Source organism: Exiguobacterium profundum (assembly GCF_042652865.1).
Classification (GTDB): Bacteria; Bacillota; Bacilli; order Exiguobacteriales; family Exiguobacteriaceae; genus Exiguobacterium; species Exiguobacterium profundum.
Genome location: NZ_JBHSHG010000003.1, coordinates 201,549 through 224,041 on the forward strand (window position 1 = coordinate 201,549; position 22,493 = coordinate 224,041).

General features: G+C 47.2%; 27 protein-coding genes. 11 read left to right on the forward strand and 16 right to left on the reverse strand.

Annotated features, from left to right (window positions below; translation table 11 throughout):
* Positions 1–7 precede the first annotated feature (7 nt).
* The 3 genes from ACFO4U_RS11790 to ACFO4U_RS11800 form a co-directional block, all read right to left on the reverse strand.
* Positions 8–682: a Crp/Fnr family transcriptional regulator gene (locus ACFO4U_RS11790; protein ID WP_215244233.1), complete on the reverse strand. Its 675-nt coding sequence runs from the start codon at positions 680–682 to the stop codon at positions 8–10.
* A gap of 14 nt (positions 683–696) precedes the next feature.
* Positions 697–1,122 carry a DMT family transporter gene (locus ACFO4U_RS11795; RefSeq protein WP_015880345.1) on the reverse strand — a complete coding sequence of 142 codons (426 nt, stop codon included), beginning with the start codon at positions 1,120–1,122 and terminating at the stop codon, positions 697–699.
* 109 nt (positions 1,123–1,231) lie between these two features.
* The gene (locus ACFO4U_RS11800) at positions 1,232–1,891 is read right to left on the reverse strand and encodes a type 1 glutamine amidotransferase domain-containing protein (protein ID WP_031424259.1); all 660 of its coding nucleotides are present in this window, start codon (positions 1,889–1,891) and stop codon (positions 1,232–1,234) included.
* Positions 1,892–2,265: 374 nt separating this feature from the next.
* On the opposite strand from ACFO4U_RS11800, the gene ACFO4U_RS11805 reads away from it, so the two are divergent.
* Positions 2,266–3,369: a glycerol dehydrogenase gene (locus tag ACFO4U_RS11805; RefSeq protein ID WP_215244232.1), complete on the forward strand. Its 1,104-nt coding sequence runs from the start codon at positions 2,266–2,268 to the stop codon at positions 3,367–3,369.
* Between the two features lie 17 nt (positions 3,370–3,386).
* On the opposite strand, the gene ACFO4U_RS11810 is transcribed toward ACFO4U_RS11805, so the two are convergent.
* Both ACFO4U_RS11810 and ACFO4U_RS11815 read right to left on the reverse strand, forming a co-directional pair.
* Positions 3,387–3,854: a hypothetical protein gene (locus tag ACFO4U_RS11810; protein WP_214691365.1), complete on the reverse strand. Its 468-nt coding sequence runs from the start codon at positions 3,852–3,854 to the stop codon at positions 3,387–3,389.
* Positions 3,855–3,909: 55 nt separating this feature from the next.
* Positions 3,910–4,128, reverse strand: a complete 219-nt coding sequence (locus ACFO4U_RS11815; protein ID WP_015880340.1) for a hypothetical protein — start codon at positions 4,126–4,128, stop codon at positions 3,910–3,912.
* A 174-nt stretch (positions 4,129–4,302) separates the two neighbouring features.
* Between ACFO4U_RS11815 and ACFO4U_RS11820 the strand changes: the two genes are divergently transcribed.
* Positions 4,303–5,142, forward strand: a complete 840-nt coding sequence (locus tag ACFO4U_RS11820) for a M15 family metallopeptidase (RefSeq protein WP_159563267.1) — start codon at positions 4,303–4,305, stop codon at positions 5,140–5,142.
* A 76-nt stretch (positions 5,143–5,218) separates the two neighbouring features.
* Positions 5,219–5,557, forward strand: coding sequence for an antibiotic biosynthesis monooxygenase (locus ACFO4U_RS11825; RefSeq protein ID WP_074035108.1), 339 nt, complete (start codon positions 5,219–5,221; stop codon positions 5,555–5,557).
* Here ACFO4U_RS11825 and ACFO4U_RS11830 read toward each other — a convergent pair.
* A complete protein-coding gene (locus ACFO4U_RS11830) occupies positions 5,537–6,238 on the reverse strand; it encodes a CBS domain-containing protein (RefSeq protein WP_215244231.1) in 702 nt (233 codons plus the stop codon). The two genes, ACFO4U_RS11825 and ACFO4U_RS11830, sit on opposite strands and share 21 nt — an antisense overlap.
* A gap of 114 nt (positions 6,239–6,352) precedes the next feature.
* Between ACFO4U_RS11830 and ACFO4U_RS11835 the strand changes: the two genes are divergently transcribed.
* Both ACFO4U_RS11835 and ACFO4U_RS11840 read left to right on the forward strand, forming a co-directional pair.
* Positions 6,353–7,084: an AzlC family ABC transporter permease gene (locus tag ACFO4U_RS11835; RefSeq protein WP_215244230.1), complete on the forward strand. Its 732-nt coding sequence runs from the start codon at positions 6,353–6,355 to the stop codon at positions 7,082–7,084.
* Positions 7,081–7,380 (forward strand): AzlD domain-containing protein, encoded by a 300-nt coding sequence (locus ACFO4U_RS11840; protein WP_196431716.1) that lies wholly within the window; start codon positions 7,081–7,083, stop codon positions 7,378–7,380. The genes ACFO4U_RS11835 and ACFO4U_RS11840 overlap by 4 nt, the downstream gene beginning before the upstream one ends.
* Before the next feature lie 34 nt (positions 7,381–7,414).
* Here the strand turns inward: ACFO4U_RS11840 and ACFO4U_RS11845 are convergent, their stop codons facing one another.
* Both ACFO4U_RS11845 and ACFO4U_RS11850 read right to left on the reverse strand, forming a co-directional pair.
* Complete coding sequence (locus tag ACFO4U_RS11845) at positions 7,415–8,893, reverse strand: HD-GYP domain-containing protein (protein ID WP_074035115.1); 1,479 nt, start codon at positions 8,891–8,893, stop codon at positions 7,415–7,417.
* A 103-nt stretch (positions 8,894–8,996) separates the two neighbouring features.
* Positions 8,997–10,748: a mechanosensitive ion channel gene (locus ACFO4U_RS11850; protein WP_215244229.1), complete on the reverse strand. Its 1,752-nt coding sequence runs from the start codon at positions 10,746–10,748 to the stop codon at positions 8,997–8,999.
* A gap of 220 nt (positions 10,749–10,968) precedes the next feature.
* Here ACFO4U_RS11850 and mgsA point away from each other — a divergent pair, with 220 nt between their 5' ends.
* The 4 genes from mgsA to ACFO4U_RS11870 all read left to right on the forward strand — a co-directional run bounded on the left by mgsA (position 10,969) and on the right by ACFO4U_RS11870 (position 13,532).
* Positions 10,969–11,382, forward strand: coding sequence for a methylglyoxal synthase (gene mgsA / locus ACFO4U_RS11855; RefSeq protein WP_078146039.1), 414 nt, complete (start codon positions 10,969–10,971; stop codon positions 11,380–11,382).
* Positions 11,383–11,384: 2 nt separating this feature from the next.
* Positions 11,385–12,287: a hypothetical protein gene (locus tag ACFO4U_RS11860; RefSeq protein ID WP_260563664.1), complete on the forward strand. Its 903-nt coding sequence runs from the start codon at positions 11,385–11,387 to the stop codon at positions 12,285–12,287.
* 111 nt (positions 12,288–12,398) lie between these two features.
* Positions 12,399–12,914 carry a YflT domain-containing protein gene (locus ACFO4U_RS11865; RefSeq protein WP_078146037.1) on the forward strand — a complete coding sequence of 172 codons (516 nt, stop codon included), beginning with the start codon at positions 12,399–12,401 and terminating at the stop codon, positions 12,912–12,914.
* Between the two features lie 12 nt (positions 12,915–12,926).
* Positions 12,927–13,532 carry a YflT domain-containing protein gene (locus ACFO4U_RS11870; protein ID WP_074035122.1) on the forward strand — a complete coding sequence of 202 codons (606 nt, stop codon included), beginning with the start codon at positions 12,927–12,929 and terminating at the stop codon, positions 13,530–13,532.
* A 41-nt stretch (positions 13,533–13,573) separates the two neighbouring features.
* On the opposite strand, the gene ACFO4U_RS11875 is transcribed toward ACFO4U_RS11870, so the two are convergent.
* The 3 genes from ACFO4U_RS11875 to ACFO4U_RS11885 are packed head-to-tail and all read right to left on the reverse strand — an operon-like array spanning position 13,574 to position 16,859.
* Positions 13,574–14,536 (reverse strand): 2-hydroxyacid dehydrogenase, encoded by a 963-nt coding sequence (locus tag ACFO4U_RS11875; protein ID WP_214691369.1) that lies wholly within the window; start codon positions 14,534–14,536, stop codon positions 13,574–13,576.
* Positions 14,537–14,584: 48 nt separating this feature from the next.
* Positions 14,585–15,727: a YcjF family protein gene (locus ACFO4U_RS11880; RefSeq protein ID WP_215244228.1), complete on the reverse strand. Its 1,143-nt coding sequence runs from the start codon at positions 15,725–15,727 to the stop codon at positions 14,585–14,587.
* Positions 15,728–15,740: 13 nt separating this feature from the next.
* Positions 15,741–16,859, reverse strand: coding sequence for a GTPase (locus tag ACFO4U_RS11885; RefSeq protein WP_215244227.1), 1,119 nt, complete (start codon positions 16,857–16,859; stop codon positions 15,741–15,743).
* An 80-nt stretch (positions 16,860–16,939) separates the two neighbouring features.
* Here ACFO4U_RS11885 and ACFO4U_RS11890 point away from each other — a divergent pair, with 80 nt between their 5' ends.
* Both ACFO4U_RS11890 and ACFO4U_RS11895 read left to right on the forward strand, forming a co-directional pair.
* The gene (locus ACFO4U_RS11890) at positions 16,940–17,329 is read left to right on the forward strand and encodes a VOC family protein (RefSeq protein ID WP_214685001.1); all 390 of its coding nucleotides are present in this window, start codon (positions 16,940–16,942) and stop codon (positions 17,327–17,329) included.
* 93 nt (positions 17,330–17,422) lie between these two features.
* Positions 17,423–18,223 (forward strand): formate/nitrite transporter family protein, encoded by an 801-nt coding sequence (locus tag ACFO4U_RS11895; protein WP_196431707.1) that lies wholly within the window; start codon positions 17,423–17,425, stop codon positions 18,221–18,223.
* A gap of 50 nt (positions 18,224–18,273) precedes the next feature.
* Here ACFO4U_RS11895 and ACFO4U_RS11900 read toward each other — a convergent pair whose 3' ends face one another.
* From ACFO4U_RS11900 to ACFO4U_RS11920, 5 genes are all read right to left on the reverse strand, one after another.
* Positions 18,274–19,746 (reverse strand): alanine/glycine:cation symporter family protein, encoded by a 1,473-nt coding sequence (locus ACFO4U_RS11900; RefSeq protein ID WP_159563257.1) that lies wholly within the window; start codon positions 19,744–19,746, stop codon positions 18,274–18,276.
* A gap of 268 nt (positions 19,747–20,014) precedes the next feature.
* The gene (locus tag ACFO4U_RS11905; RefSeq protein ID WP_015880321.1) at positions 20,015–20,182 is read right to left on the reverse strand and encodes a hypothetical protein; all 168 of its coding nucleotides are present in this window, start codon (positions 20,180–20,182) and stop codon (positions 20,015–20,017) included.
* Position 20,183: 1 nt separating this feature from the next.
* Positions 20,184–20,387 (reverse strand): YwbE family protein, encoded by a 204-nt coding sequence (locus tag ACFO4U_RS11910; protein ID WP_015880320.1) that lies wholly within the window; start codon positions 20,385–20,387, stop codon positions 20,184–20,186.
* Positions 20,388–20,444: 57 nt separating this feature from the next.
* The gene (locus tag ACFO4U_RS11915) at positions 20,445–20,783 is read right to left on the reverse strand and encodes a hypothetical protein (RefSeq protein WP_214691373.1); all 339 of its coding nucleotides are present in this window, start codon (positions 20,781–20,783) and stop codon (positions 20,445–20,447) included.
* A 54-nt stretch (positions 20,784–20,837) separates the two neighbouring features.
* Positions 20,838–22,493, reverse strand: coding sequence for a glycoside hydrolase family 13 protein (locus ACFO4U_RS11920; protein WP_215244309.1), 1,656 nt, complete (start codon positions 22,491–22,493; stop codon positions 20,838–20,840).

Here is a 22,493-nt window from a genome sequence, read left to right on the forward strand (position 1 = left end):
CCCCTCCTTACTCATAAAACATGCCGTTCGCACGTTCTTTCAATCGCTCACTATTTAAAATGATGACTTCTTTTCTCGTTCGTTTGACCAATCCTTCATCCACGAATGCCTGCAACGTTCGGTTCAAGTGACGATAACTCGTCCCTAGCCACTCTGCGACTTCTTTACGCTTCAGTTGACTCATCTCCGCTTGAAACAGTTCATTCCCTGATTCACTGAGTGAAATCAAGTAACCGGCCAAGCGCTCTTCTAAAGTCGACATGAGATGATTCGACGAGGCGTTCGCCTCAATGAATAATTTTTCGGACACGCCTCGTAACAGATGCTCCGTGAATTCGACCGTTCGATTATATCTTCGAAGCGCCTCGAAAGGGATGCGCAGACATGTTACGGGACCAACCGCTTCAACCGTATGCAATACATTGCGCCCGCTCGCATATTCGATATCTCCAATCAATGTTGGAGCAGCCTTCAGACGCAACAATCGCAATTTCCCTTCTTCACTGAGCGTATAAATTTTGACACGCCCTTCAAGGACGACGAATAAAGATTCGATGTGCTGATCGTTCGAACATAACATGGTCCCAGACGCATATGTCATCACGGACGAAGACTCAAGCGTTTCATTCGAAAACAGATGATTCCACTGCAATCGTTTCAGTGCATCCATAATATCCATCATGTAAAGTGAACTCCTTAAGAAAATGTATAGATTCCGATTCCAACAACCATCAAGACGAGTCCCATGACCTGTCCCGTGTTCATCGGTTTCCGTTTGACACCAAACCAACCATTCAAATCGATGATGAAGGCTCCTACTAATTGTGCCACAAGCAATACACAGATTGCCCATGTGACCCCTAGTTGTTGAATCGCCGTCAATTCGCCGAAGACAACGAATACACCGAACAATCCTCCTAAACTATAATACCAAGGTACGCGCTTGAAGGCTGTCATGTCCGCATCTCGCTTGAAGAAGTAAATCGCAAGTGCCAACAGAAGTCCGACAAAATGAACGATGGTGACGGACATCCATGCGCCTACCGCATCTCCTAGTTTTGCATTAAAGATTCCTTGAAGGGCGATGAACGTCCCTGATAAGATGGCAAATAAAATTCCCATGTCATTCCCCTTTCTCTCCGTCTGACTTTACGAAAAGAAAGAAGACTTGAATAGGACATATGTCCAAACACTAAAAAGCAACTTCGACATTCGAAGTTGCTTCACACGATTATCCGAGTAGCTTAACAAGTTCTTTCCCGACCGCTTCAGAAGACTGAGGGTTCTGACCAGTGACGAGACGTTCGTCAACCGCCACGTTCACCGCCCAGTTGTCAGCTCCCTTGAACTGCCCGCCTTGATTGCGTAGTCCTGTTTCAAGCAAGAACGGGACGGCAGAATCAAGCTGCATCTCTTTTTCTTCTGCATCGGTGAACCCTGTCACCTGTTTATCTTTAACGAGTGGCTCGTCGTTGCTGAGTTTCACATTGACCAATCCAATTGGTCCGTGACAAACTGCCCCGACAATATTCCCACTTTCGTATACGTTGCGAATGACACGTTGTAACGTTTCATTTCCTGGGAAATCAACAACTGTCCCGTGACCTCCCGGTAAGAAGATTGCATCGTACGACTCGTCTGCGACTTGATCGAGACGGGCTGTATCTTTGAGCAATTCCCGTGTATTGAGAATGTCTTCTGACAAACCATCTTCTAAACTATTCGCATCGATTGGCACGTCTCCACCTTCGATACTCGCGACCGTCACTTTATACCCTTCTTTTTCGAACAATAAATAAGGAACGGCAAACTCTTCAAGCCATAATCCCGTTGCATGACCATTTGATAATTGATTTGCTGACGTTGTGACAATCAGTACATGTTTCGACATACTCAATTCCTCCTTCAAGAAAATCAACATACGACTCTACTGTTCCCGATTCATCATCTGTTAAACCCGATGACCTGTTCCCACACGACAAGGTATATCTTTTTTTGACCTGGTGATTTATTCAACCTCCCTTTTTCTCACCACATCCTATACTGAAGAGGAATCGCAATTCCAACCCATGAAGGAGACGTGTGCTATGACGAAACGAATGAACGATTGGGGATTTCTCATTGTCGTCGCCATCATCATCCTATTACTTGTGCTCGGTCAGCTGCCGTTCTTCATGTAATCTTCACGAACATTCTTTACCAACTGTAGTATGATGAGCTTGTAAGCACTTACATTAAACCCGATATGAAAGGATGGAGTTCACTATGTCAGAACGCATTTTCATCAGTCCGGCCAAGTATGTGCAAGGGAAACAAACGATTGATCGCATCGGAGAGTTTGTCGCTCACTTCGGTTCCAACGCGTTACTTATCGCGGATGACGTCGTATGGGAGTTGATTGGCGAACGGGTGACCCAGTCTCTGCAAGCGAGTCAGCTCAAAGCGACGAAAGCTGATTTCGTCGGAGAAGCGTCGAAGCACGAAATCACTCGAATCGCTACAGACGCTAAGAAGCATGAAACAGCGTTTGTTATCGGTCTCGGCGGTGGGAAAACGCTCGATACAGCAAAAGCGGTCGCAGATGAATTGGATGCGCGTATCGTCATTGTACCGACCATCGCCTCTACGGATGCACCGACGAGCGCATTGTCGGTCATATATACAGATGAAGGCAATTTCGAAAGCTACCGTTTCTATAAAAAGAATCCGGATCTCGTCCTTGTGGATACGGAATTGATTGCACAAGCACCGCCACGCTTCTTAGCGTCAGGTATTGCCGATGCATTGGCCACGTGGGTGGAAGTGCGAAGTGTCCTGGCATTCGGAGGCAAGACGATGGCTGGCGGTGTCCCGACACTTGCGGCGGAGGCGATTGCCGAACGGTGTGAAGAGGTTCTATTCACATATGGGATTCAAGCGTATGAAGCTGTGAAAGCAAAAGTCGTCACACCTGCGCTTGAAGCTGTTGTGGAAGCCAACACCTTATTGAGCGGGCTCGGCTTTGAAAGTGGTGGCTTGGCTGCAGCCCATGCCATTCACAATGGATTCACCGCACTTGAAGGAGACATCCACCATTTGACGCACGGTGAAAAAGTTGCATTTGGAACACTCGTGCAACTCGCACTCGAAGGACGCCCTCAAGAAGAGTTCGAGCAGTATGTTGCCTTTTATATGGCACTCGACTTACCGGTCACACTTGAAGATATCAAATTGAAAGATGCATCTCGAGACGATATCTTGAAGGTCGGGAAAGCGGCCACGGCAGATGGCGAAACGATTCATAGCGGTTTCGATGTTACACCTGAAGAAGTTGCTGACGCCATTATCGCTGCGGATCGCTATGCACGTCTTTATAAAGAACACCTATAAAAACAGCGAGACGAAGCTCAAACGGCTTCGTCTCGCTGTTTTTTGTTCAGGAAGAATGATGAGAGAATTCCGACTCCCATACAACTGACCGTCAAAAGGAAGAACGTCAGCTGGTTCATATAGATGATATTCGTGAACTGGTTCCATCCTTCTGCGTACGACTCATTGGCTGATAAACGAATCCCTTCTCGAAGAGACGTCGCCTGTGATTGGTTAGTCATCCAAGCTATACCGGCCATGACGAAACTTCCGATCGCTAAACTGACCTTTCCAAACGGTCGCACGGATGCGACGACTCGATGTGTCAAACGAACGGTGATCCAAATAAACAACAACAGAAACGGCCATCCAATTAAGAGAACAATCCAGTAAAGATTCCCTTCACTCGGTGTTTCCGAGTAAGGGGTCGTCATCACTTCACCAAGTTTAAAGATTCCGAACGTGATCAACGTCACGATAAACCATGCTTTTATCAATTTCTCCATCTCAACACCTCGTCCTCAGTATAGCAAAAACACCGTATGCGTCTGCACACAGTGTTTAGTCTTTCGGTCGGACGACGTAATAAATCAAAATGACGAGCCACGTCCACACTCCTGTGAAAATCCCGATAATCCCGACGATGAAGAATCCGAGCGGAATCATCGATTTCGTTCGATTATAGTCCTTCCACATATTCGATAGCCCTTTAATATTAAAGTATAAAAAGGCAAAGAATAGGACGAGCAATAAGAGCGGTAACCCAATTAAAGCTTCCATTCGCTCACTCCTCTCTACGATCTCATTCGTTATCTTTATTGTATCGGATTTCATGCTCACCTTCATCGGGCCCTAGGCGTATCCTCTTCCGACCTGTGGGCGGATAAAAGATGTGCACTCTTTCAGAAAAAAGGGAAAAGGAACATCATCTAACTCTCGAGGAGGCGTTTTGCCATGAAGTCCTTGCGTATCTTGATCATTTGTTTGCTGTTGTTTCAAGTGTCGCCGGTGACAGCGGCATCCTCGTCCCCACAACCAGGTTATACGATTAAAACGACGTATTTGTACGGTCGTGCCATGCAATCTTCTCCAATTCTTAAGACGCTACGAACGAACGTCCCGGTCCGCTACACGACCTATAACCGGAGCTGGTCGAACGTCTATATCGGAAATACGAAGTACTTCACTCCCTCTGCCAACTTGAAAGCCGGCATCCCTAAAATGCCTTCTGCAGACCGTTTACGACTAGTCAACAAGGCGAATGCACTCCCGTCCACTTACCGTTCCCCACAACTTGTCACATTAACCATTCCAACTGTTTATCAAAAAGGGAGTGAACGGACCTTGATGACAGCGGAAGCAGCATACGCTTTGGCTAAACTATATTACGCCGGTCGGAAACAAGGTCATACGTTATACGCCCTTAGCGCCTACCGATCTTACTCGACACAAAAGTCACTCTATGCCTATTACGTCAACACACGTGGGGTCGCATATGCTTCAAAATATGTGGCACGTCCCGGTCATAGTGAACATCAAACGGGTCTCGCCGTTGATATGACGAGTCAACGCATGCGTCTAGGGCTATATGAATCCTTCGACCGATCGCCTGAAGGGAAATGGATGCTTCAAAACGCCCATCTCTATGGATTTATCGTCCGCTATCCAAAAGGAAAAGAGAAAATCACGGGATACAATTACGAACCTTGGCATTTGCGTTATGTCGGTGTCACTGAAGCGACGATGATGAAGCAGAAGAACTGGGCGTTCGAAGAATGGTGGAGCAAACGTTGAGTGAGCATCCTTTTTCAGGCAATTCCCTGTTCACGTTATAATGGAGTCATCTTATTCGTATAGGGGGAAATGTGGGATGTGGATTGTGATGAACAAACTAGACGTTGAAAAAGGAAAGGCCGACGCGGTCAAAGCACGCTTCGAAACGACAAAAGGAATCGAAGCGATGGATGGCTTTGTCCGTATGCAAGTGTTGACGGATACGTCTGATGAGGCGATGGATCATGTCGTCATCATGACCACGTGGCGTGATGCAGACAGCTTTGAGAACTGGCGCGACAGCAATGCTTATAAGCACGCCCATAAGAAACGTGATGACGGGACTTCAGAAGTGAAACCAATCGTCCTCGGCAACACCGTTACCCAATATGAGGTCGCCATTGAACATCTCGCCTCAACGGAGCGCGTTCAATAAATCTTGAGGACGGATGATGCCGAGTAGCGGTTCATCCGGATTTCCGGTCTCTGTAATCAGAAGGGCGTCATATCGTGCACCCTCTTTCATTTGCGTAAAGCAGTGCTGTGCCTCGATTACGGTCGAATCCTTTCGAATGAATCGATACCGGTGCATATGCGGATCGTGGTGGAGCACGTGCTTCACCCGAACTCCTTTGAGTGACAAGTTGGGCCCGTCGATTGTTTCGGCTAGCCAACTGGTCACTCCTTTTTTCGTCAACAGTCCGCGCCAAGACCCATTGTCATGATATACAGGGAATTGCGAATAATTTTTATCTCGAATCTCCCGGAGTACTTCCGTCAAAAAATCTTCCGACTGAAACGTCACCACCGATTTCGCAAACAATGGAATGACGAGACGTGGATGAAGGAGCTCTCGCTCTACTTCTAAAATCAATGCAACAAGCGACTCGTGTGGCTCCGCGATAATAAAATCAGGTTCACGCCGCTCATGGACGATGGCATTTCGTAGTTGACTCATCTGATGTAAATCTTCTTTATACCGGTCGATGATTGGATTTTGTTTCGCTAACCGATTCACCATGTTACTAAAACTGAAATGTTGCCCATCTCCCATCTCTCGACTCAAGTAGTCCTCGATTCGATGATAGGATGCCAAAAATTCTTCAGCACGACTCATGTGATCACCCTCCTTAACGATACATGTATACCCTCTTTTTTATCATTTGAGCAGGAAACCGTTTATTCATCCCGAATGACATAGAAATCATCTTAATTATGGAGGAGGGCTATCATGGCGACTTCGATTCATCCCACATCACCAACTTCACCGCAACCCACGTTTCGCGCAGGACTACGCGCCGGCATTCCCGTCGCCATCGGATATATCCCGATTGCGATTGCCTTCGGTCTTTTGGCACAATCTTTCAACTTGCCGAATGCTATCACATTATCGATGTCCTTTTTGATCTTTGCCGGGGCAAGTCAGTTCATTACGGTACAACTTCTGATGGCCGGTTCGATGTATTGGGAAATCATTTTGACGACGTTCATTCTAAACTCTCGTCATTTTTTAATGTCCGCCTCACTATCCCAACGGATTGAGAGTACATCTCGAAGACTATTGGCTACCATCGCGTTTGGTGTGACCGACGAAACGTTCAGCATCGCCTCTACTCGTCAAGAGGCCCGTTCCGGTATGTTCGTGCTCGGGTTGAATACAATCGCATTTCTTGCTTGGAATGTCGGGACGTGGATGGGGGTCTTCCTCGCCTTCGGTCTTCCAAGCACATTACAGGCGAGTATGGGGATTGCGCTATATGCGATGTTCATCGGGTTACTCGTTCCATCATTAACGACTCGTCCCGTCTTCGTGGTAGCAAGCTTAGCTATCATTATTCAAGCCATACTCCATTGGGTCATCACCCCGTTCGTCTCAATCTCAGATGGGATTCGAATCATCGTCGCGACCGTTGTCGCAGCCGGAATCGGTGCTTTCGTATTTAAGGAGGAAGAGGTCACATGATATCGTTGTTTCTACTCGTTCTAGGATTGGCACTTGTCACGTATATCCCTCGCCTCGTCCCGCTACTCTGGCTAAAGGAATTGGCGTTACCGGCATATATGAAACGATTTCTTTCCTTCATCCCGTATGCGGTACTGGCTAGTTTGATTTTTCCGGGCGTCCTATCCTCCACGACCACCACCTCGTCTGCCTTATTCGGAGGAGTGGTTGCCACTTTCCTGGCGCTACTACGGGTCAACCTCGTCGTTGTCGTCATTGGAGCTGTATTCGGGGTATATGCCTTTCAAACTATATGACAAAGGAGCGGCACACGAGGTGCTGCTCCTTTTCTTATGCTGATATGGCCTGACGACGAAGCTGGACGAATACGTCCACAAATTCCGCGTCCCATTGTGTTCCCCGACCGCTCTCCAATATGGAAAGCGCCTTTTCCACTGGCATCCCTGACCGATAGGGTCGATCTGATGTCATGGCATCATAAGCATCGGCAATCGCCATGATTCTTCCGAATAACGGAATGTCGACCGCATGTAAGCGGTCCGGGTATCCTTTCCCATCGATTCGTTCGTGGTGCGATCGAACTCCGGCTAAAATCGGTTGAAGCGATGCAGGTAAATGAATTTGACTCAAAATATGGATGCCAATGGTCGGATGTTCTTGAATTTTTGAAAACTCTTCGTCTGTCAGCTTCCCTTCTTTTAGTAGGACGTCATCTCGAATTCCAATTTTCCCGATGTCATGTAGAAGTGCCGACTTGTTGAGTAAATCGACTTGTGCATGCGGTAAGCCAATGGCGCGAGCAAGCTCAACGGAATACATCGCGACACGCTCCGAATGACCTGCTGTGTAGGGATCACGTGCATCGAGCGTTGCTGCGAATAAAATGAAGAGGCTGTCTAACAGCTGTGCGTTTTCTTGTTCACGAGCAGTTACCGTCTCAACCATTTGATTGAATCCCCCAATCAGTTGGGCGAACTCATCTAAGTACGGATTCTCGATTTTCTGAAGTTGTCCCGACTCCATCTGTTCGATGCCGGACGTCAAAAATCCAATCGGACGTTTGATGTTGTCATAGAGTAAGAAACTGCATAACACCGCAATTCCAACGATGATGACAAGAATCACGAGCGCCCAATTCCAATACGTATCCGTTCGAGTCGAAGTCGACAATTGGACACTCGACGCCAACATGAACAACATGATAGGAAAGATACCCGTAATGAGCATACTGATCAATAATTTAGTTCGGACACTAAATGATCGATACGTTGCATGAATAGGCAGATGATAAAGTTCGAGATGCCTTTCTTTCATGTATACAAGTAATGGCTCAACCGATCGAACCGTCAAAAAATATTCAATCAAGGCATGTAGTACTGCAATCATGACGGCCCCGATTGCAGCCAAGCCGATCAAACGATAAGGTAAGTCAATCCACCCCATCTGAATAAAAACGGCGGTTAAACCAATTGACGGGATGGATAATCCAAACAAATGGGGACCTAAAATCCGTTGCACTGTTAAAATCGGGAATCTACTCGCTTGTTCGAATGCCGACGTCAATTCGTCAATCGATGGGGATTCGGTCATAAAAAGCTGTCGTATCGGTCGAATGTGGCGACGGTATAAGAGTAGTTCTGAGAAAATCATAACTATCCCTGACCCCAACATGATTCCTAACAGTAGTAAAATCTCTCGAATGGACAGGTCAAGCGTTTGAAAAATAAAGACACCACCTACTCCAAAGACGGCCAAACCTGAGCCGATGATATAGTTCATCACGAGCGTCCGTTGAAAACGTTCAAACATTCCCCTCACCCCTACACTCTTTTCTTTTACTATCGACCAGATTTATGCTTGAGTTGAACACAAAAAAACGGATCTCCTTGTAGGAGACCCGTTCAAGCATCGATTATGGGCGTAACGGACCATCGTTATCATCAAGTGATCGATTGTCCTGATCCGGAGTGATGTTTTCATGGAACGGATTCGGTTCCGGTCCATCAACATGGTCAACTTTTGGATTTTGAACATCTCGCTTCAACTCGTGTTTCGATTGTTCCGCTTCATGTTTCGACTGCTCCACGCCTTGCTTCGCTTGTTGTTTTGCAGCTTCCGCTTCGCGGCTCATCTGTTCTTTCTCCTGCTCGAGACCTTCTTTTGAAACTTCCGTTTCATCAATGCGTCGCTCTGCCTTTTTCAAATAACGTGCCGCCGTCTCGCGACCACCAAGACCGAAAGCAAGACCGAAGGCAAGGGCAACAGCTCCAAGAATAAGAAGGAATGCTGTATTGACAATCATCGGTGCGATGCCGAGCTGACTAATTGCCATGAAGAAGACGAGTCCGAGAATCGCATACTTCGCTACGTAGCGAAGCGCACTCGGTTGTCCAGCTCCATCAACAAGTACACTTCCAACTAAGCGCTCTGCCATGTTCGCCAACCAAAATCCGACTGCCAAGATAATGAGTGCTGCAATGACCATCGGCAAGTAAGCAAAGATGGCTGTTGCGAGGGATGCCATGAACTCAAGATTCGCGACTTGAAGCGCTTCGGATACGAAGAGCAAGATCACGATTACTTGGACAATGACACCGACCACTTGGGCAATTGACATCGAAGACGCACGTTCCCCGAAGCCCATTTTTTGAGCCAACGAGTTGACGCCAAGATTTTCAAGAAGTGATACAACGACCTCTTTCAACCATTTTGCAACGAACACCCCGACGAGGACGAGGACGATCGCAACGAGAATGTCTGGAATCATGACCAGTACATCATTGAGCATCGCAATCGCTGGTTCCGAGATCCCTCGAATATCGAGCGCCTCAAGTGCTGAAATGGTGACCGGAATCATGATGAAGATGAAGACGATTGTACCGATTGCTTTCGCAAGACTCGATCCCTTCACGTAATCAGATAGATGGAATCGCTCTGCCAAGCGATCTAGTCCTGCAGCTTCGAGGAATTTCGTCAAAATGTCGCGGACAATCTTCGCAACCACATACCCGATTGCAAAAATGAGCGCTGCTGCGACAAGTTTCGGAATGAATCCGAGGAAACTGTTCAATAAATCTTCGAATGGTCCGCTGACCCCACGAAGTCCAAGTGCATCAAGTACAGCAGGTAACGCCAATAAGAGCACGAGATAGAAGACGATGTTCGCGACCGTGTCGACCCACTTCGTTTGGTTGACACTTGTCGATTCTTGTCCCGTTTTTTCCATCAGCTTGCTCAAATTCAAACGATGTCCCGCCATCTGAATTCCCTTTTTCAATAAGGTGGCGATGACCCAAGCGACCAATAAAATCAAGCCGGCTTTGATGACACCGATAATCAATCCAGAGAATCCTTCATAAATCTGACTGAATGGCTGCGTAATGGCTGGAATGTTCATGAATTCAAAGATAATCAGGAATGCGAGGAGTAATACGCCAAAGAACACCACTTTTCCAATAATGCGTTCAGGCGTCCACTTTTCTCCTTTCTCCCCATCTTTTTTAATACCCGCCCGCTCATCCAATCGGGCTTTCTTCAATGCTTTACGTGTCACGTTTTCCAATACTTTCGCCAAGATATAACCGACTACGAGAATAACAATTGCCAGCAAAAGCTCTGGTAACCATGACATGAACGTATTGAAGTTATACGTTGTGTTGTTCATCAAATTTTCCTCCTTTTCACACGAAATGATTGTTTTTATTTAACAGTGCTATTTCATACATACCTATATTTCAAAACCATCAAACCTGAACTGTAAGTCAATTCGTTTACAGACTATTACGATTCATTGGAAATGGGTACGTTATTAAGAGAGAAATCGTGTCAAATGATGCGAGATATGATACGAATAACAAGAGACGTCATGTTAGGAGGAATTTAGGATGAATATCGCTTTAGTGGCTCACGACAAGAAGAAAGATGATTTAATCGTCCTCATTAAAACTTACACCCATATACTAAAGAAACATCAGTTGTTTGCGACCGGTACAACGGGTAAGCGAATCGCTGAAGCGACCGGCTTGCCTGTCCATTGCTTCCGATCCGGACCGCTTGGAGGGGACCAAGAAATCGGTGCTGCCGTCGCACGCGGGGAGATGGATATGATCATCTTTTTCAGAGACCCATTAACTGCTCAACCTCATGAACCGGATGTGAGCGCATTGATGCGTCTTTGTGACGTCTACTCCATCCCGCTTTCGACAAATATGGGTGGAAGCGAAATTTTGATTCGAAGTATCGAGCAAGGTGATTTCGAGTCACTTAAACTTTCTCATAACGACGAACCTCCGGCTTGACCATGACAAACCAAGAAAGGAGAGGAATCTCCCTGGAACCGAATATGATTCACGACCCGAACGTCCAACAGTTCTTTAACGACGTGCGCCAGCGCCTCATCGAACTACTTGGAAATGAGGCAGAAGCGGATCGCCATCTACTCGCACTTGCTGGATATATCCGGCATGCAGAGAAAAGTGGTCAGTCGCTCGAAAGTCTTTTAAACCAAGATCCTCAGGAATACGCTCGTTTCCTCATTGAACAACCCGAAACAAATGAAGAATATCGTCGACGCTATCACGTGTTGATTGATGCCTCGGATGAATTAAAACCTCATGAAAAAGCGCAAGCAAACCGGGAATTCGATTGGGCCGTCAATCAATTGGACGAAGCCAAGCTTTCGTTAAAAGAAATCGAAGTGCGCGACCTTGCCTTCCTCGCCTACACAAAAATTGAAGCACTCAAATCGTCTCGTACGATTTGGAACCGCTTCGGCTGGCTACTAGGTATGATTTTGGCATTTGCCTACGCCAACTTACTGCTCGTGATTGACGATGTCTTTAGCGGTCGACTATTCACCGCCCCCATGTCGACGTATCCAATTGATTATCTGGCCTTCCTGTTACCCGTCCTCGTGACCGGTGCTATCTTCGGCATATTGACCCGTTTTCGACATTACATCCAGACGCTCGGTCGGCGTATTGCGTTCGCCTTGCTCATCGTTGTCGTCTACATCATGTCTATCTTTCTGATTCAACCGCTCTTAATGACAATTGGTTGGTCATTCATCATTCAGTTGACCCCACTCTACGCGCTCATTTTAATGGCGATCAGTGGCTTTATGGCCATCTGGACATTAATCGAGTTCGTCTGGAAGAGTACACGTTGTTCTCTCGGAGACGATACGCTCATGCTTTATTACTAACCACGCCACTCCTCTTAGGAGATGGCGTTTTTTGTTTCGATTATGGCGAGAACGGAAATTACTCCTATTGTGACGCTTGTTTTAGATTGGAAATTCTAAAGGGGGTATTCGATGTCAGAACGAAAAATGATTGGCCTGTTCCAGACAGAACAGGAAGTCATGCACAAAGTGGAAGAGCTGAAAGCTGCAGGGGAAGCTGAAAAAAATATGCATGTTGTCGCCAAGCGGGACGGGGAAATTTCTGCGTTACGTGACCACACGGATGTAAATGCCGAGTCCGGTATCCGTGACGTCAATTGGCTTGACCGTGTCAAAGCATTCCTACACGGAAGTGACCGCATTCGTGATGAGTTACGGAATATGGGGCTAAACGATGCCGAAGCGGAACAGTATTATGATGCAATCGATGAAGGACAAATTTTACTCTACATCGATCGACACTCGTACGACCGCTATCCGAACATGTATAAAAAAGACAGTGAGCTCGATCATGATAAAGGGGAAAAAGCGGATGGGATCGCCTTTGACGCGAAACCATTTAACGATCACGACGAGAATCCACGTGGTACAAAGGATGATCCGATTGTACGCGGTCATTCTGGATTAGAAGATCATCGCCGATTATAAGGAGGAACGACTATGAATGAGAAACGATTTATCAGCATGCACGATACGCAGGATGCAGCACTTGGGAAAATCGAGGAGTTGCGAGCGAAAGGTTATGAAGACTCACACATTTATGTCGTCACAAAACATGAAGACAACGTTTCGATTTTGAGACGTGATACAGATGTTCATACGGAAGCGACCCATCAAGCGAGCTGGTTCGATAAGGTTCGGGCGTTCCTCAGCGGTCATGAAGACGTGCACGCTGGTCTACGCAACATGGGACTGAGCGAAGAGGAAGTAAAACGTCACTATGACGATGTAGAAGCCGGGAAAATCCTCGTTTATGTGGATGAAGACTTTGAACGTCGTCATCAAGACGGGGTGACAGTCGATTCGAAACCATATCAAGACGCATCATCGACTCATCTCGGTAGTCATACTGACGATGGATTGGAAATCGACTCAAAACCTTACCGTGAGGCTCAGACCGTCGACCCAAGCCATCCCGTAGACCCGGAGCAAGATAAACTGGATAAAGAAACGAAGAATCCAGATCGCGAGGAAAAACTACGTGGTCTCGATGATCGTGCTTATCGAAATGACGTAGAAGATCCGGATAATATCCGACGTTTCTAACATAGTAACAAAGAGCCTGACGCACCCGCGTCAGGCTCTTCTTACGTCAAACGATTCTTCGGTTCTTTCCCTTCGAGCACATTTGTGATGGCATCTCGATTCAATGCCATCATCGCCAGACGTGTCCGAATCGTTGCACTCCCGATATGCGGTAATGTCGTCACGTTCGGAAGCGTCAATAATGGATGACCGAGGTCGATTGGTTCTTTTGTGAATACGTCTAATCCCGCTCCCCAAATCTTCCTCGCTTTAAGTGCTTCATATAGAGCCTGTTCATCGATGATTTCTCCACGAGCCACATTGATGAAAATGGATGTTTCCTTCATCTTGGCAAACTCTTTAGCCCCGAGCATTCCCCGTGTCTCGTCCGTGAGCGGTGCGAGAACGACGACGAAATCGGATTGTGTCAATAGTTCATCGAGTTCCGCATAGGTGAAGCCATACATCGACTCCGACTCATGTCGCCGTGTCCGGTTATGGTATAGAACTTCCATGTCAAATCCTCTTGCCCGACGTGCGACCGCTTCACCGATTCGCCCCATTCCGATGATACCCAATTTCGCTTGATAAAGGTCCATCCCGACGTAGCCCATCGGCAGCCAGGACTTCCACTCCCCGGCGCGCAAGTCACGTTCCGCCTCTCCGAGACGTCGTGCCGTCATCATCATGAGACCAAACGTCAAATCTGCTGTCGTTTCCGTCAAGACATCGGGTGTGTTGGTGACGATGACGCCATTCTCTTTCGCTGCGTTCAAATCGATATTGTTATATCCGACCGCCAAATTGGAGACGACCTCTAAATGTGTGGCACGCTCAAACACTTCACGGTCAATCGTGTCGCTGAGCATGGTCCAGAGCGCATGCGCAGATGACGCTTCTTCTAAAAGAACCTCTCGCGGCACACTTTCCCCTTCATGCTTCCACATGCGCACATCGTATTGATCGCGAAGCGGTTCGACTGCCTCTTCTGGCAAGCGACGCGTAATATAGATTCGTTTTTTCATTTTTCTCCCCCTCTCTACACTTACTTGTAGTCTAACAAATGGGAGGCGTTAAGAGGGTTGATCCGCCTTCGGTTTTTGCTTCAAAAACTGTTCAAATAGCGATCCGAACTCTTGATTTAACAACTGTTCAATCGTTTTCGATGAATCCATAGCATTACGATAAGCGATTTCGTTAATTGCGAGTCCGATGGCCCACGTGATCCCTGATGCGACGGTCGCATTGATGACACCGGCCGCTGCGTTCGCTCCCGGGAAAAACTTCATGACGTTCAATAAGATCGTTTTCGATAACGTGCGACCGATTTGTGGAATGATGGTACTTCCAATGAGCGTCTTCAACAAATCATCACTCGCTTTGACACCCCAATAGCGAAATAGATGGACGCTCATCGTCACCTGAATCGGCGTCAATGCCACGGCATCAGCAAACGGGAGCGGAACCGCAGCAGCCGTTCCTGCGCTCGCGACATAGCCAGAGATGATTCGATTCGCCTTTTTACGCTTTAACTTGAGCATCGCTTCACTCTCTGCATGAATCTCCATCAAGAGCCCTTCCTGCAAGGAAGCATCTAGCTGTTCAACCGACCACGCAATCAGTCGTTCCCAATCCACATATTGACGCAACGCTTCATCGTTCAATATTTCCGAAGAAATGCTGACTTGGAAGATCGCTTCTTCCGGAAGGATTCCATTCAGTTCATTCCGTAATGCCGTCAGTTCCTCTAAATCGACCTGATCGATTTGTGTGAATAAGACAGCGACAGCGGTCGATTCACGTAGACGGCGAATCAAGACCTTGTCGAGTGGTGTGACACGCTTTGTCGCAGCGTTGATGGTATACCAGACGAGATGAATTCGTTTGGATGCCTCTTGCCGCTTTGCGTTCTCCACAAACCCGATGACTTCCTCTTCGTAATGTTGTTGCCGCGCACTCCCGATCTCATATCCTTCGCTGTCGAACAAGGTGACTGCGATATCATCACTCGTATATTGATGAATTCCTCTTGTGACCGGTTCCCCGGCTGCTACTTTCGTCAAATCACGTCCAAACACGTAGTTCACAACAGAACTCTTTCCTGCTCCCGTTGCTCCCGCGATGAGGATGTTTGGTTTTTTGACATTGCCCCGTAGCCGCTCGAGCTCTGCCTTTAAATCATAATCTTTAAAATCAAATCGTTTCGTCGATTCCATTTACGTTTCCCCCTTATGAGTTGAGCGTGCGACCAAGCTGACCCATCTCGCGCTCAAAGCCGCGTCGAATCTCTTCTTCAATCGTTTGTCTTACAGATGCATATTGTTGCTCGATGGCCTTTTTAATCCCTCGCTCTGCCGTCCGACGCTTGAATGCCCAGTAGATGAAGTGCACTCCAGGAATCATTCCGAGAACCATCTTTCGAACTGTTTTTCCGAACGAGTAGTCAAATCCGAGCTCAACTCGTCTCGTTCTAAACAAAAGGTCTGCTTGCTCTCCGACTAGCGGGTATCGTTGCATGAGTTGGATATAATGACGCACCCCTTCTGCCATCGCCTCTTCCGTCGTCAAAGCTGCCTCTTCAAGCGTCTTTTCTAAATCTTTCTCTATTTTTCTAGCTTTCCAACTGATCATCGCTTGCGGGGTTAGCATGCGAATCGTCTCTGCCGAAGCGATACTACGAATTCGCCAATCCTCTAACTCTTCAAGAAGATGATTCGTCAGGTTAATGGGAAGTTTTCGCTCGATGTCTTTCCATAGGTTCGTCCGATTCCGATTCCATACCTCTTCGTATCCTCTTACCGGGACGTGTTTTCCTGTGAGTAACTTCTTTTCGACACTGTTGACACGGATGATGTTCTCTTCTTCAATCGGTAGTGCACGTAACAATACCCGTTCCATCGCCTCTGCCTTTTGAACACTCATCGGGTCGTCTTCATTGTAGTTAGTCAGAATGAGGGCGACGTTGCTCCCCCGCTCATATAAAGGTTTTAAAATCGCCTCGAGCTCATATGCCTCGACACGTCCTGACTGCACCGACAACAAATAGTAAATCGTATGAAACCACTCCGCGATATCGAGCGCGCCTTCACGCTGATGGACGATGGATAAAATCGCTTGATGCCACTCTTCAGAGCGGTCTGCTTCGAGCCCCCACGTATCAAAAAAACGAAACAAGATACCCCGCTTTAAATCGTAATACTCATATTCGTGAAGTCCTTCTGCGGTGACCGGACTTCCAGCACGCGATTCGGCGACGTCATGTCCATATATATAGTTGATAAACGCACTCTTTCCGACACCGGTCTTTCCGGCAATCAAAATATTTGAGACGAGCCCTGTCCGATCCATACGTTTCCTCCCTCATTCGTTGTATAGTTCAATTATACCGAACGGACCATTTTCAAACGTCCATCGAAAGGATGATTCTCATGCTTCACCATGTTGAGCTTTACGTTTCAAACCTACACGACAGTATACGTGCCTGGGAATGGCTCCTGTGTGAACAACTTGATTACACGCTCTATCAATCTTGGCCAGAAGGACGGAGCTATCGATACCGTGAAACATATCTCGTGTTCGTTCAAACGGAAAAGACTCACCTTGCGCCACCGTATCACCGAAAAAAGACTGGTCTCAACCACTTGGCATTTCATGCGTCTTCCCTCGCACAATTAGAAGAAGTTCGGCAACAGCTCGCATCACACGGGTTTCGTGAATTGTACGCAGACCGCTTCCCCCACGCAGGAGGCCCAAACTATACAGCACTATTTTTTGAAGACCCGGACCGCATCAAAGTTGAACTCGTGGCAACGATGTGAACGGTTTCTTGAGAACTTCTTGAAAGTTTGTGAAAACAATTGCAAACTTCACGTTGACCTCCTAGACTGAAAGGGTCTAAAGGAGGTCTTTTCATGGAAAAGCAAGTCGTCGATTATATGGAAGAAGCCGCATTTAAGAAATCATCATTGCTTCAACATTCATTTCCTCAATACATGTTGCGATCGATAATCGCGGGCTTTTTAATCGGAATTGGAGTCGTCTTCTCATTCACCGTCGGAAACATGTTCATCGATGTCCCCGGAACGATGCTGATTGCGGGCGCCAGTTTCTCGGTGGCACTCGTCTTCATCGTCTGGATGGGGGGAGAATTGTTTACGAGCAACACGATGTATCTCTACACTGGTGCAAAACGGGGACGTGTCGCTTGGTTCGACCTCGCAAAAATATGGGGACTCAGTTGGGTCGGTAACTTGATCGGTGCCGTCATGCTATCGCTTCTCGTCATCGGAGCTCACAGCATGGGTGACGTGTCGGGTGACCATTTGCTTGCTGTCGTCGCCGCGAAGAAAATCGGTGGAGACGCCCTTGCTATTTTCTTGAAAGGAATCTTATGTAACGTGCTCGTCTGTTTGGCCATCTTCATGCCACTCAAAACGAACAATGATGTCGCGAAGATTATGCTGACGATGCTTCCGGTCGTCGTATTTTTCGCCGCTGGATTCGAGCACTCGATTGCGAACATGGGCGTTTTCGCTCTCGCGCTCCACTATGTACCGTCGGACCTCGTCACCTTTAGCGGTGCCCTTTACAATCTATTCTTCGCCACACTCGGTAATATTGTCGGTGGTGCGTTGTTCGTTGCCGGAAGTTACTTGTATTTGAACAAATCGGAGACGGAACAAACCGTCAAGCCGATACGTCATCATGCATAAAAAGACAGGGACCCCGATTAGCAGGGTCCCTGTTTGTTGCATTTCACGAATTATGATTTTGAAGCGTCGGCGGCGGCTGCTTGAACAGTACCTTGTGCCACTTCGTCTTCTTCCACATCCCAGCACTCTGTATTCTCGATACCGAGTTTACGAGCCGAGAAGCGTGGGTTGAGACCTTGGGCTCGTTGCTCTTCGTAATCTTTAAGAACTTTGAAGGCAACGCCACCGAGCAATGTGATTGCCGCGATGTTGATCAATGTCATCCCTGCCATGAAGAGGTCAGCGAGGCTCCATACGAATCCAAGGCTTGCGACCGCTCCGATGAAGACGAATGCCATTGTCGCAAGACGGAATCCAAGAACTGCACCTTTGCTCTTCTTAATGAATTCGATGTTCGTTTCACCGTAGTAGTAGCTTCCTGCGATTGAGCTGAAGGCGAACAAGAAGACGCTGACAGCGATGAATGCTGGGGCAAGTGCTCCGATTTGTTCAGTCAATGCGTTTTGAAGAAGGACAATCCCTTCACCATTTCCAGCAGCGTAGCTGTCTGAGAGAAGGATGATCGCTGCAGTTGCTGTACATACGATCAACGTATCCAAGAATACACCGAGTGATTGAAGGAAACCTTGTTTCGCAGGGTGCGATACTTCAGCAGCAGCTGCTGCGTTTGGTGCAGAACCCATACCTGCTTCGTTCGAGAAGAGTCCACGGCGTACACCCATTGAGATTGCAGCACCGATTGAACCACCGACTGCTTCGTTCAAACCAAATGCGCTTTGGAAAATCATAGCGAAGACGCCTGGAAGTTCAGCAAAGTTCACAACGACAACGTAGAGTGCGATGGCAAGGTAGAGAACAGCCATGACTGGTACGACGATCGCCGAGAAGTTCGCGACACGTTGTACACCACCAAAGATGACAAGACCAGTAAGAACAACTAAGATTGCTCCGCCGATCGCCGCATCGATTCCAAATGCGTTATCGAATGCTGCAGCGATTGTGTTCGATTGAACAGAGTTGAAGATGAGTCCGAATGTGACAGCAATGAGAACCGCAAATACGATTCCAAGTGCACGGTTGTTCAAACCTTTTTCGATGTAGTAAGCTGGACCACCGCGGTACGCGACATCGTCTTTCACTTTGTATACTTGAGCGAGCGTGCTTTCAATCATGGCTGTCGCACCACCGAGAAGGGCGACGATCCACATCCAGAAGACCGCTCCTGGTCCACCAAGTGTGACCGCTACCGTGACCCCGGCAAGGTTACCTGTACCGATTCGAGTCGCGGCACCGATAAAGAATGATTTCATTGAAGAAATACTCTTCCCGTCTTTTGAAAGTGTAACGTCCGATTTATCTGTCACCGTACGTAACATTTCTTTTAAGTAACGGAACTGCATAAAACGTGTTCTGACCGTGAAGTAGATCCCGGCTCCAACGAGAACGGCGATCAATACGTACGACCATAAGATGTTGTTCAAAAAGTCGACGCTTCCTTGTAACATACCTTGAATCGCTTCCATGAATAAGTTCCTCCCTGTTGTGTGAATCTGAAGTTGAGAATTTTTTATGATGTCTTAGTTCTGAATTATACAAAGATTCTGACAATTATCAATAATTTTTTTATAGGTCATTTCACTCTTTTTTCACATCATATAAGCGAGATTCCTTATTTATAAGCACTTAAAGCGCTTACATAAAAATGTTTAGAAATATTAAATCATGATTATAATTCACAATAACGAAATGAATAATCAAAAAAACAGCCACTCTTTTCGAGTAGCTGCGAGTTTAAATACCAGTACGTTTCTTCTGGTTATTTGGTTTTTTCGTCAATTGGCTCGTCAACGGTTTCTGTTTTGTACCATGTAAACCCGTGGGAACCTTCGTTTGATTTTGCTTCTTCTCTGCCAGCTTTTGTTTCATCGCCTCTTGAAAAGATAGTTTTTTCTCACTCATCTTACTCACCTCCAGCTTCGATCACTTTCACACGACCGACCTGTCCATCGCTCAAACGCACTTTGATTCCGTGCGGATGACGTGGCGAGTTCGTCAATATATCTTGAACGACGCCTTTCGTCAGCTTTCCGCTTCGTTGATCTTGTTTTAAAACGATTTGGACGTGGAGTCCTGGGCGAATGTCAGCACGTTTCGTTCCATCCATACCCGACACCCCTTTCCATTTAGTCAATCTCTATCATATGCTCTTTTCCCTCATTTGTCACAGCCTATTCCAGATGCCAATTTGTCGCATCGTTTCTGTCATGTAACTTTGATCGGTCTGAAGCGTCTTCTCAGGAAACGGATCATGCAATCGAACGCTGACCCCTCGATACGAAAAGATCACATCCATGACATACTGTCCTTCCACATCACGGAGTGCGGCCGTCCCTTTCAACGAATGAAACGCCTTAGCGAACGCCTCTCCAAAATCGAGATACGCTTTCACGTAAATCGTAACGCGTCGCTCATCAATCATCAATTCCAACCGTTCGCGATCGGCACCACCAATGACCATGCGTACGACCTCGTTGTCATTAGAAAATTCAATCGTATGCATCCTCGTCCCACCCTTCATTCAAAAGAGGTACCCTCCTAGGAAGGTACCTTTCTATCATAAACGATATAACCGTGCTGCGAATGGTCGAAGCATAAACGTTTCCGTATCAATCGTCTCGGGGTCAATCTCATTCGTCATGACAAGCGTGGCGCCTGCAATTTCCGGAACGGTCACTTCTGCCGGATTGGCGGTCAAGTTGACGACCACGAAGAAGCGGTTGTTCTCAAACGTACGCTCATAGACGAAGGCTTGCTTATGTTCAGGCAAGACGTCACGATAACGACCATACGTAAACGTCTCCTCAACTCGACGAAGACGGATCATCTCCTTATAGAACGACAGGATCGAATGCTGGTCGTTTCGCTGTGCCTCGACGTTGAGCGTCTCATACTCTTCGTGAATCGGCATCCACGGGGTCGTCGTCGAGAAACCAGCATAAGGTGAGGCATCCCACTGGATTGGTGTCCGGACGTTATCACGAGATGTGCCCCATACTTGTTGCATCGAGTCGATTTCACTCATCCCGTTCGCGATCCGTTCGAAGTACTCGTTTTTCGTCGCGACATCATCATAGTCATGAATGGATGGGAGCGGCACATTCTTCATCCCGATTTCTTGTCCTTGATAAATGAATGGTGTCCCGTGCATGAAGAAGTACATCATCCCAAGCGCCGTGGCACTTTCACGCCAATAATGATGCTCATCCCCGACGAGCGAGACCGCTCGCACCATGTCATGATTTTCAATGTATAACGCGTTCCACCCGGTTTCGCGTAATCCTTGTTGCCATTTATCGAAGATTCGTTTCAGCTCGACGACATCGAGCGGGGCAAGACGTGACCGTCGCATGATATCGACATGATCAAAGTGAAAGGCCATATTCATCGCACCATTCTCAGGTCCCATCCATTGGTCGGCTTCTTCCGGCTCGATTCCGTTCGTCTCCCCAACGGTCATAATGTCGTATTTGGAGAACGTTTCTCGCTTCATCTCTTGTAGATATTCATGGATTCCATCGATATTCGAGTACATCGAAAACGCCGTAACGATCGACTTCCCGTCCGGAGAAGGTAACATCGTCTCCGTCGGCATCTTTTTAATATGACTGATCGCATCGACACGGAATCCGTCGACTCCTTTATCGAGCCACCAGTTGATCATGTCATAGACAGCCGTCCGAACTTCACGATTCTCCCAGTTCAAATCGGGTTGTTTCTTCGAGAATACGTGCAAGTAATATTGATCGGTCGGTTCATCATATTCCCAAGCGGACCCGCCAAAGATACTCGCCCAGTTACTCGGTGGCATCCCATCTTTCCCATCTCGCCAAATGTACCAATCCCGTTTCGGATTGTCTTTCGAGCTCTTCGATTCAAGGAACCATGGATGTTCGTCCGACGTATGGTTGACAACGAGGTCGAGCAACAGTTTCATCCCTCGTGCATGCACCGCCTCTAGCAAGGCATCAAAATCCTCCATCGTCCCAAACTCGTCCATAATGTCTTGATAGTCACTGATATCATATCCGTTATCATCATTTGGCGATTTGTACATCGGACAAATCCAAATGACATCAATTCCAAGGTCTTCTAAGTAATCGAGCTTTTCAATGATTCCGCGAAGATCACCGATTCCATCCCCGTTTGAATCGTTGAAACTTCTTGGATAAATTTGATAGGCGATGGCCTCTTTCCACCATACACGACTGAT

What these genes read in the sequence shown, in the direction of transcription:
- ACFO4U_RS11910 (WP_015880320.1), bottom strand. Translation starts at nt 20,387, where the DNA reads ATGGATGGAACGAAACGTGCTGACATTCGCCCAGGACTCCACGTCCAA.
- ACFO4U_RS11865 (WP_078146037.1), top strand. Translation starts at nt 12,399, where the DNA reads ATGTCAGAACGAAAAATGATTGGCCTGTTCCAGACAGAACAGGAAGTC.
- ACFO4U_RS11810 (WP_214691365.1), bottom strand. Translation starts at nt 3,854, where the DNA reads ATGGAGAAATTGATAAAAGCATGGTTTATCGTGACGTTGATCACGTTC.
- ACFO4U_RS11805 (WP_215244232.1), top strand. Translation starts at nt 2,266, where the DNA reads ATGTCAGAACGCATTTTCATCAGTCCGGCCAAGTATGTGCAAGGGAAA.
- ACFO4U_RS11875 (WP_214691369.1), bottom strand. Translation starts at nt 14,536, where the DNA reads ATGAAAAAACGAATCTATATTACGCGTCGCTTGCCAGAAGAGGCAGTC.
- ACFO4U_RS11820 (WP_159563267.1), top strand. Translation starts at nt 4,303, where the DNA reads ATGAAGTCCTTGCGTATCTTGATCATTTGTTTGCTGTTGTTTCAAGTG.
- ACFO4U_RS11840 (WP_196431716.1), top strand. Translation starts at nt 7,081, where the DNA reads ATGATATCGTTGTTTCTACTCGTTCTAGGATTGGCACTTGTCACGTAT.
- ACFO4U_RS11800 (WP_031424259.1), bottom strand. Translation starts at nt 1,891, where the DNA reads ATGTCGAAACATGTACTGATTGTCACAACGTCAGCAAATCAATTATCA.
- ACFO4U_RS11890 (WP_214685001.1), top strand. Translation starts at nt 16,940, where the DNA reads ATGCTTCACCATGTTGAGCTTTACGTTTCAAACCTACACGACAGTATA.
- mgsA (WP_078146039.1), top strand. Translation starts at nt 10,969, where the DNA reads ATGAATATCGCTTTAGTGGCTCACGACAAGAAGAAAGATGATTTAATC.
- ACFO4U_RS11895 (WP_196431707.1), top strand. Translation starts at nt 17,423, where the DNA reads ATGGAAAAGCAAGTCGTCGATTATATGGAAGAAGCCGCATTTAAGAAA.
- ACFO4U_RS11905 (WP_015880321.1), bottom strand. Translation starts at nt 20,182, where the DNA reads ATGAGTGAGAAAAAACTATCTTTTCAAGAGGCGATGAAACAAAAGCTG.
- ACFO4U_RS11915 (WP_214691373.1), bottom strand. Translation starts at nt 20,783, where the DNA reads ATGCATACGATTGAATTTTCTAATGACAACGAGGTCGTACGCATGGTC.
- ACFO4U_RS11870 (WP_074035122.1), top strand. Translation starts at nt 12,927, where the DNA reads ATGAATGAGAAACGATTTATCAGCATGCACGATACGCAGGATGCAGCA.
- ACFO4U_RS11825 (WP_074035108.1), top strand. Translation starts at nt 5,219, where the DNA reads ATGTGGATTGTGATGAACAAACTAGACGTTGAAAAAGGAAAGGCCGAC.
- ACFO4U_RS11845 (WP_074035115.1), bottom strand. Translation starts at nt 8,893, where the DNA reads ATGTTTGAACGTTTTCAACGGACGCTCGTGATGAACTATATCATCGGC.
- ACFO4U_RS11900 (WP_159563257.1), bottom strand. Translation starts at nt 19,746, where the DNA reads ATGGAAGCGATTCAAGGTATGTTACAAGGAAGCGTCGACTTTTTGAAC.
- ACFO4U_RS11835 (WP_215244230.1), top strand. Translation starts at nt 6,353, where the DNA reads ATGGCGACTTCGATTCATCCCACATCACCAACTTCACCGCAACCCACG.
- ACFO4U_RS11860 (WP_260563664.1), top strand. Translation starts at nt 11,385, where the DNA reads ATGACAAACCAAGAAAGGAGAGGAATCTCCCTGGAACCGAATATGATT.
- ACFO4U_RS11885 (WP_215244227.1), bottom strand. Translation starts at nt 16,859, where the DNA reads ATGGATCGGACAGGGCTCGTCTCAAATATTTTGATTGCCGGAAAGACC.
- ACFO4U_RS11880 (WP_215244228.1), bottom strand. Translation starts at nt 15,727, where the DNA reads ATGGAATCGACGAAACGATTTGATTTTAAAGATTATGATTTAAAGGCA.
- ACFO4U_RS11850 (WP_215244229.1), bottom strand. Translation starts at nt 10,748, where the DNA reads ATGAACAACACAACGTATAACTTCAATACGTTCATGTCATGGTTACCA.
- ACFO4U_RS11790 (WP_215244233.1), bottom strand. Translation starts at nt 682, where the DNA reads ATGATGGATATTATGGATGCACTGAAACGATTGCAGTGGAATCATCTG.
- ACFO4U_RS11830 (WP_215244231.1), bottom strand. Translation starts at nt 6,238, where the DNA reads ATGAGTCGTGCTGAAGAATTTTTGGCATCCTATCATCGAATCGAGGAC.
- ACFO4U_RS11795 (WP_015880345.1), bottom strand. Translation starts at nt 1,122, where the DNA reads ATGGGAATTTTATTTGCCATCTTATCAGGGACGTTCATCGCCCTTCAA.
- ACFO4U_RS11815 (WP_015880340.1), bottom strand. Translation starts at nt 4,128, where the DNA reads ATGGAAGCTTTAATTGGGTTACCGCTCTTATTGCTCGTCCTATTCTTT.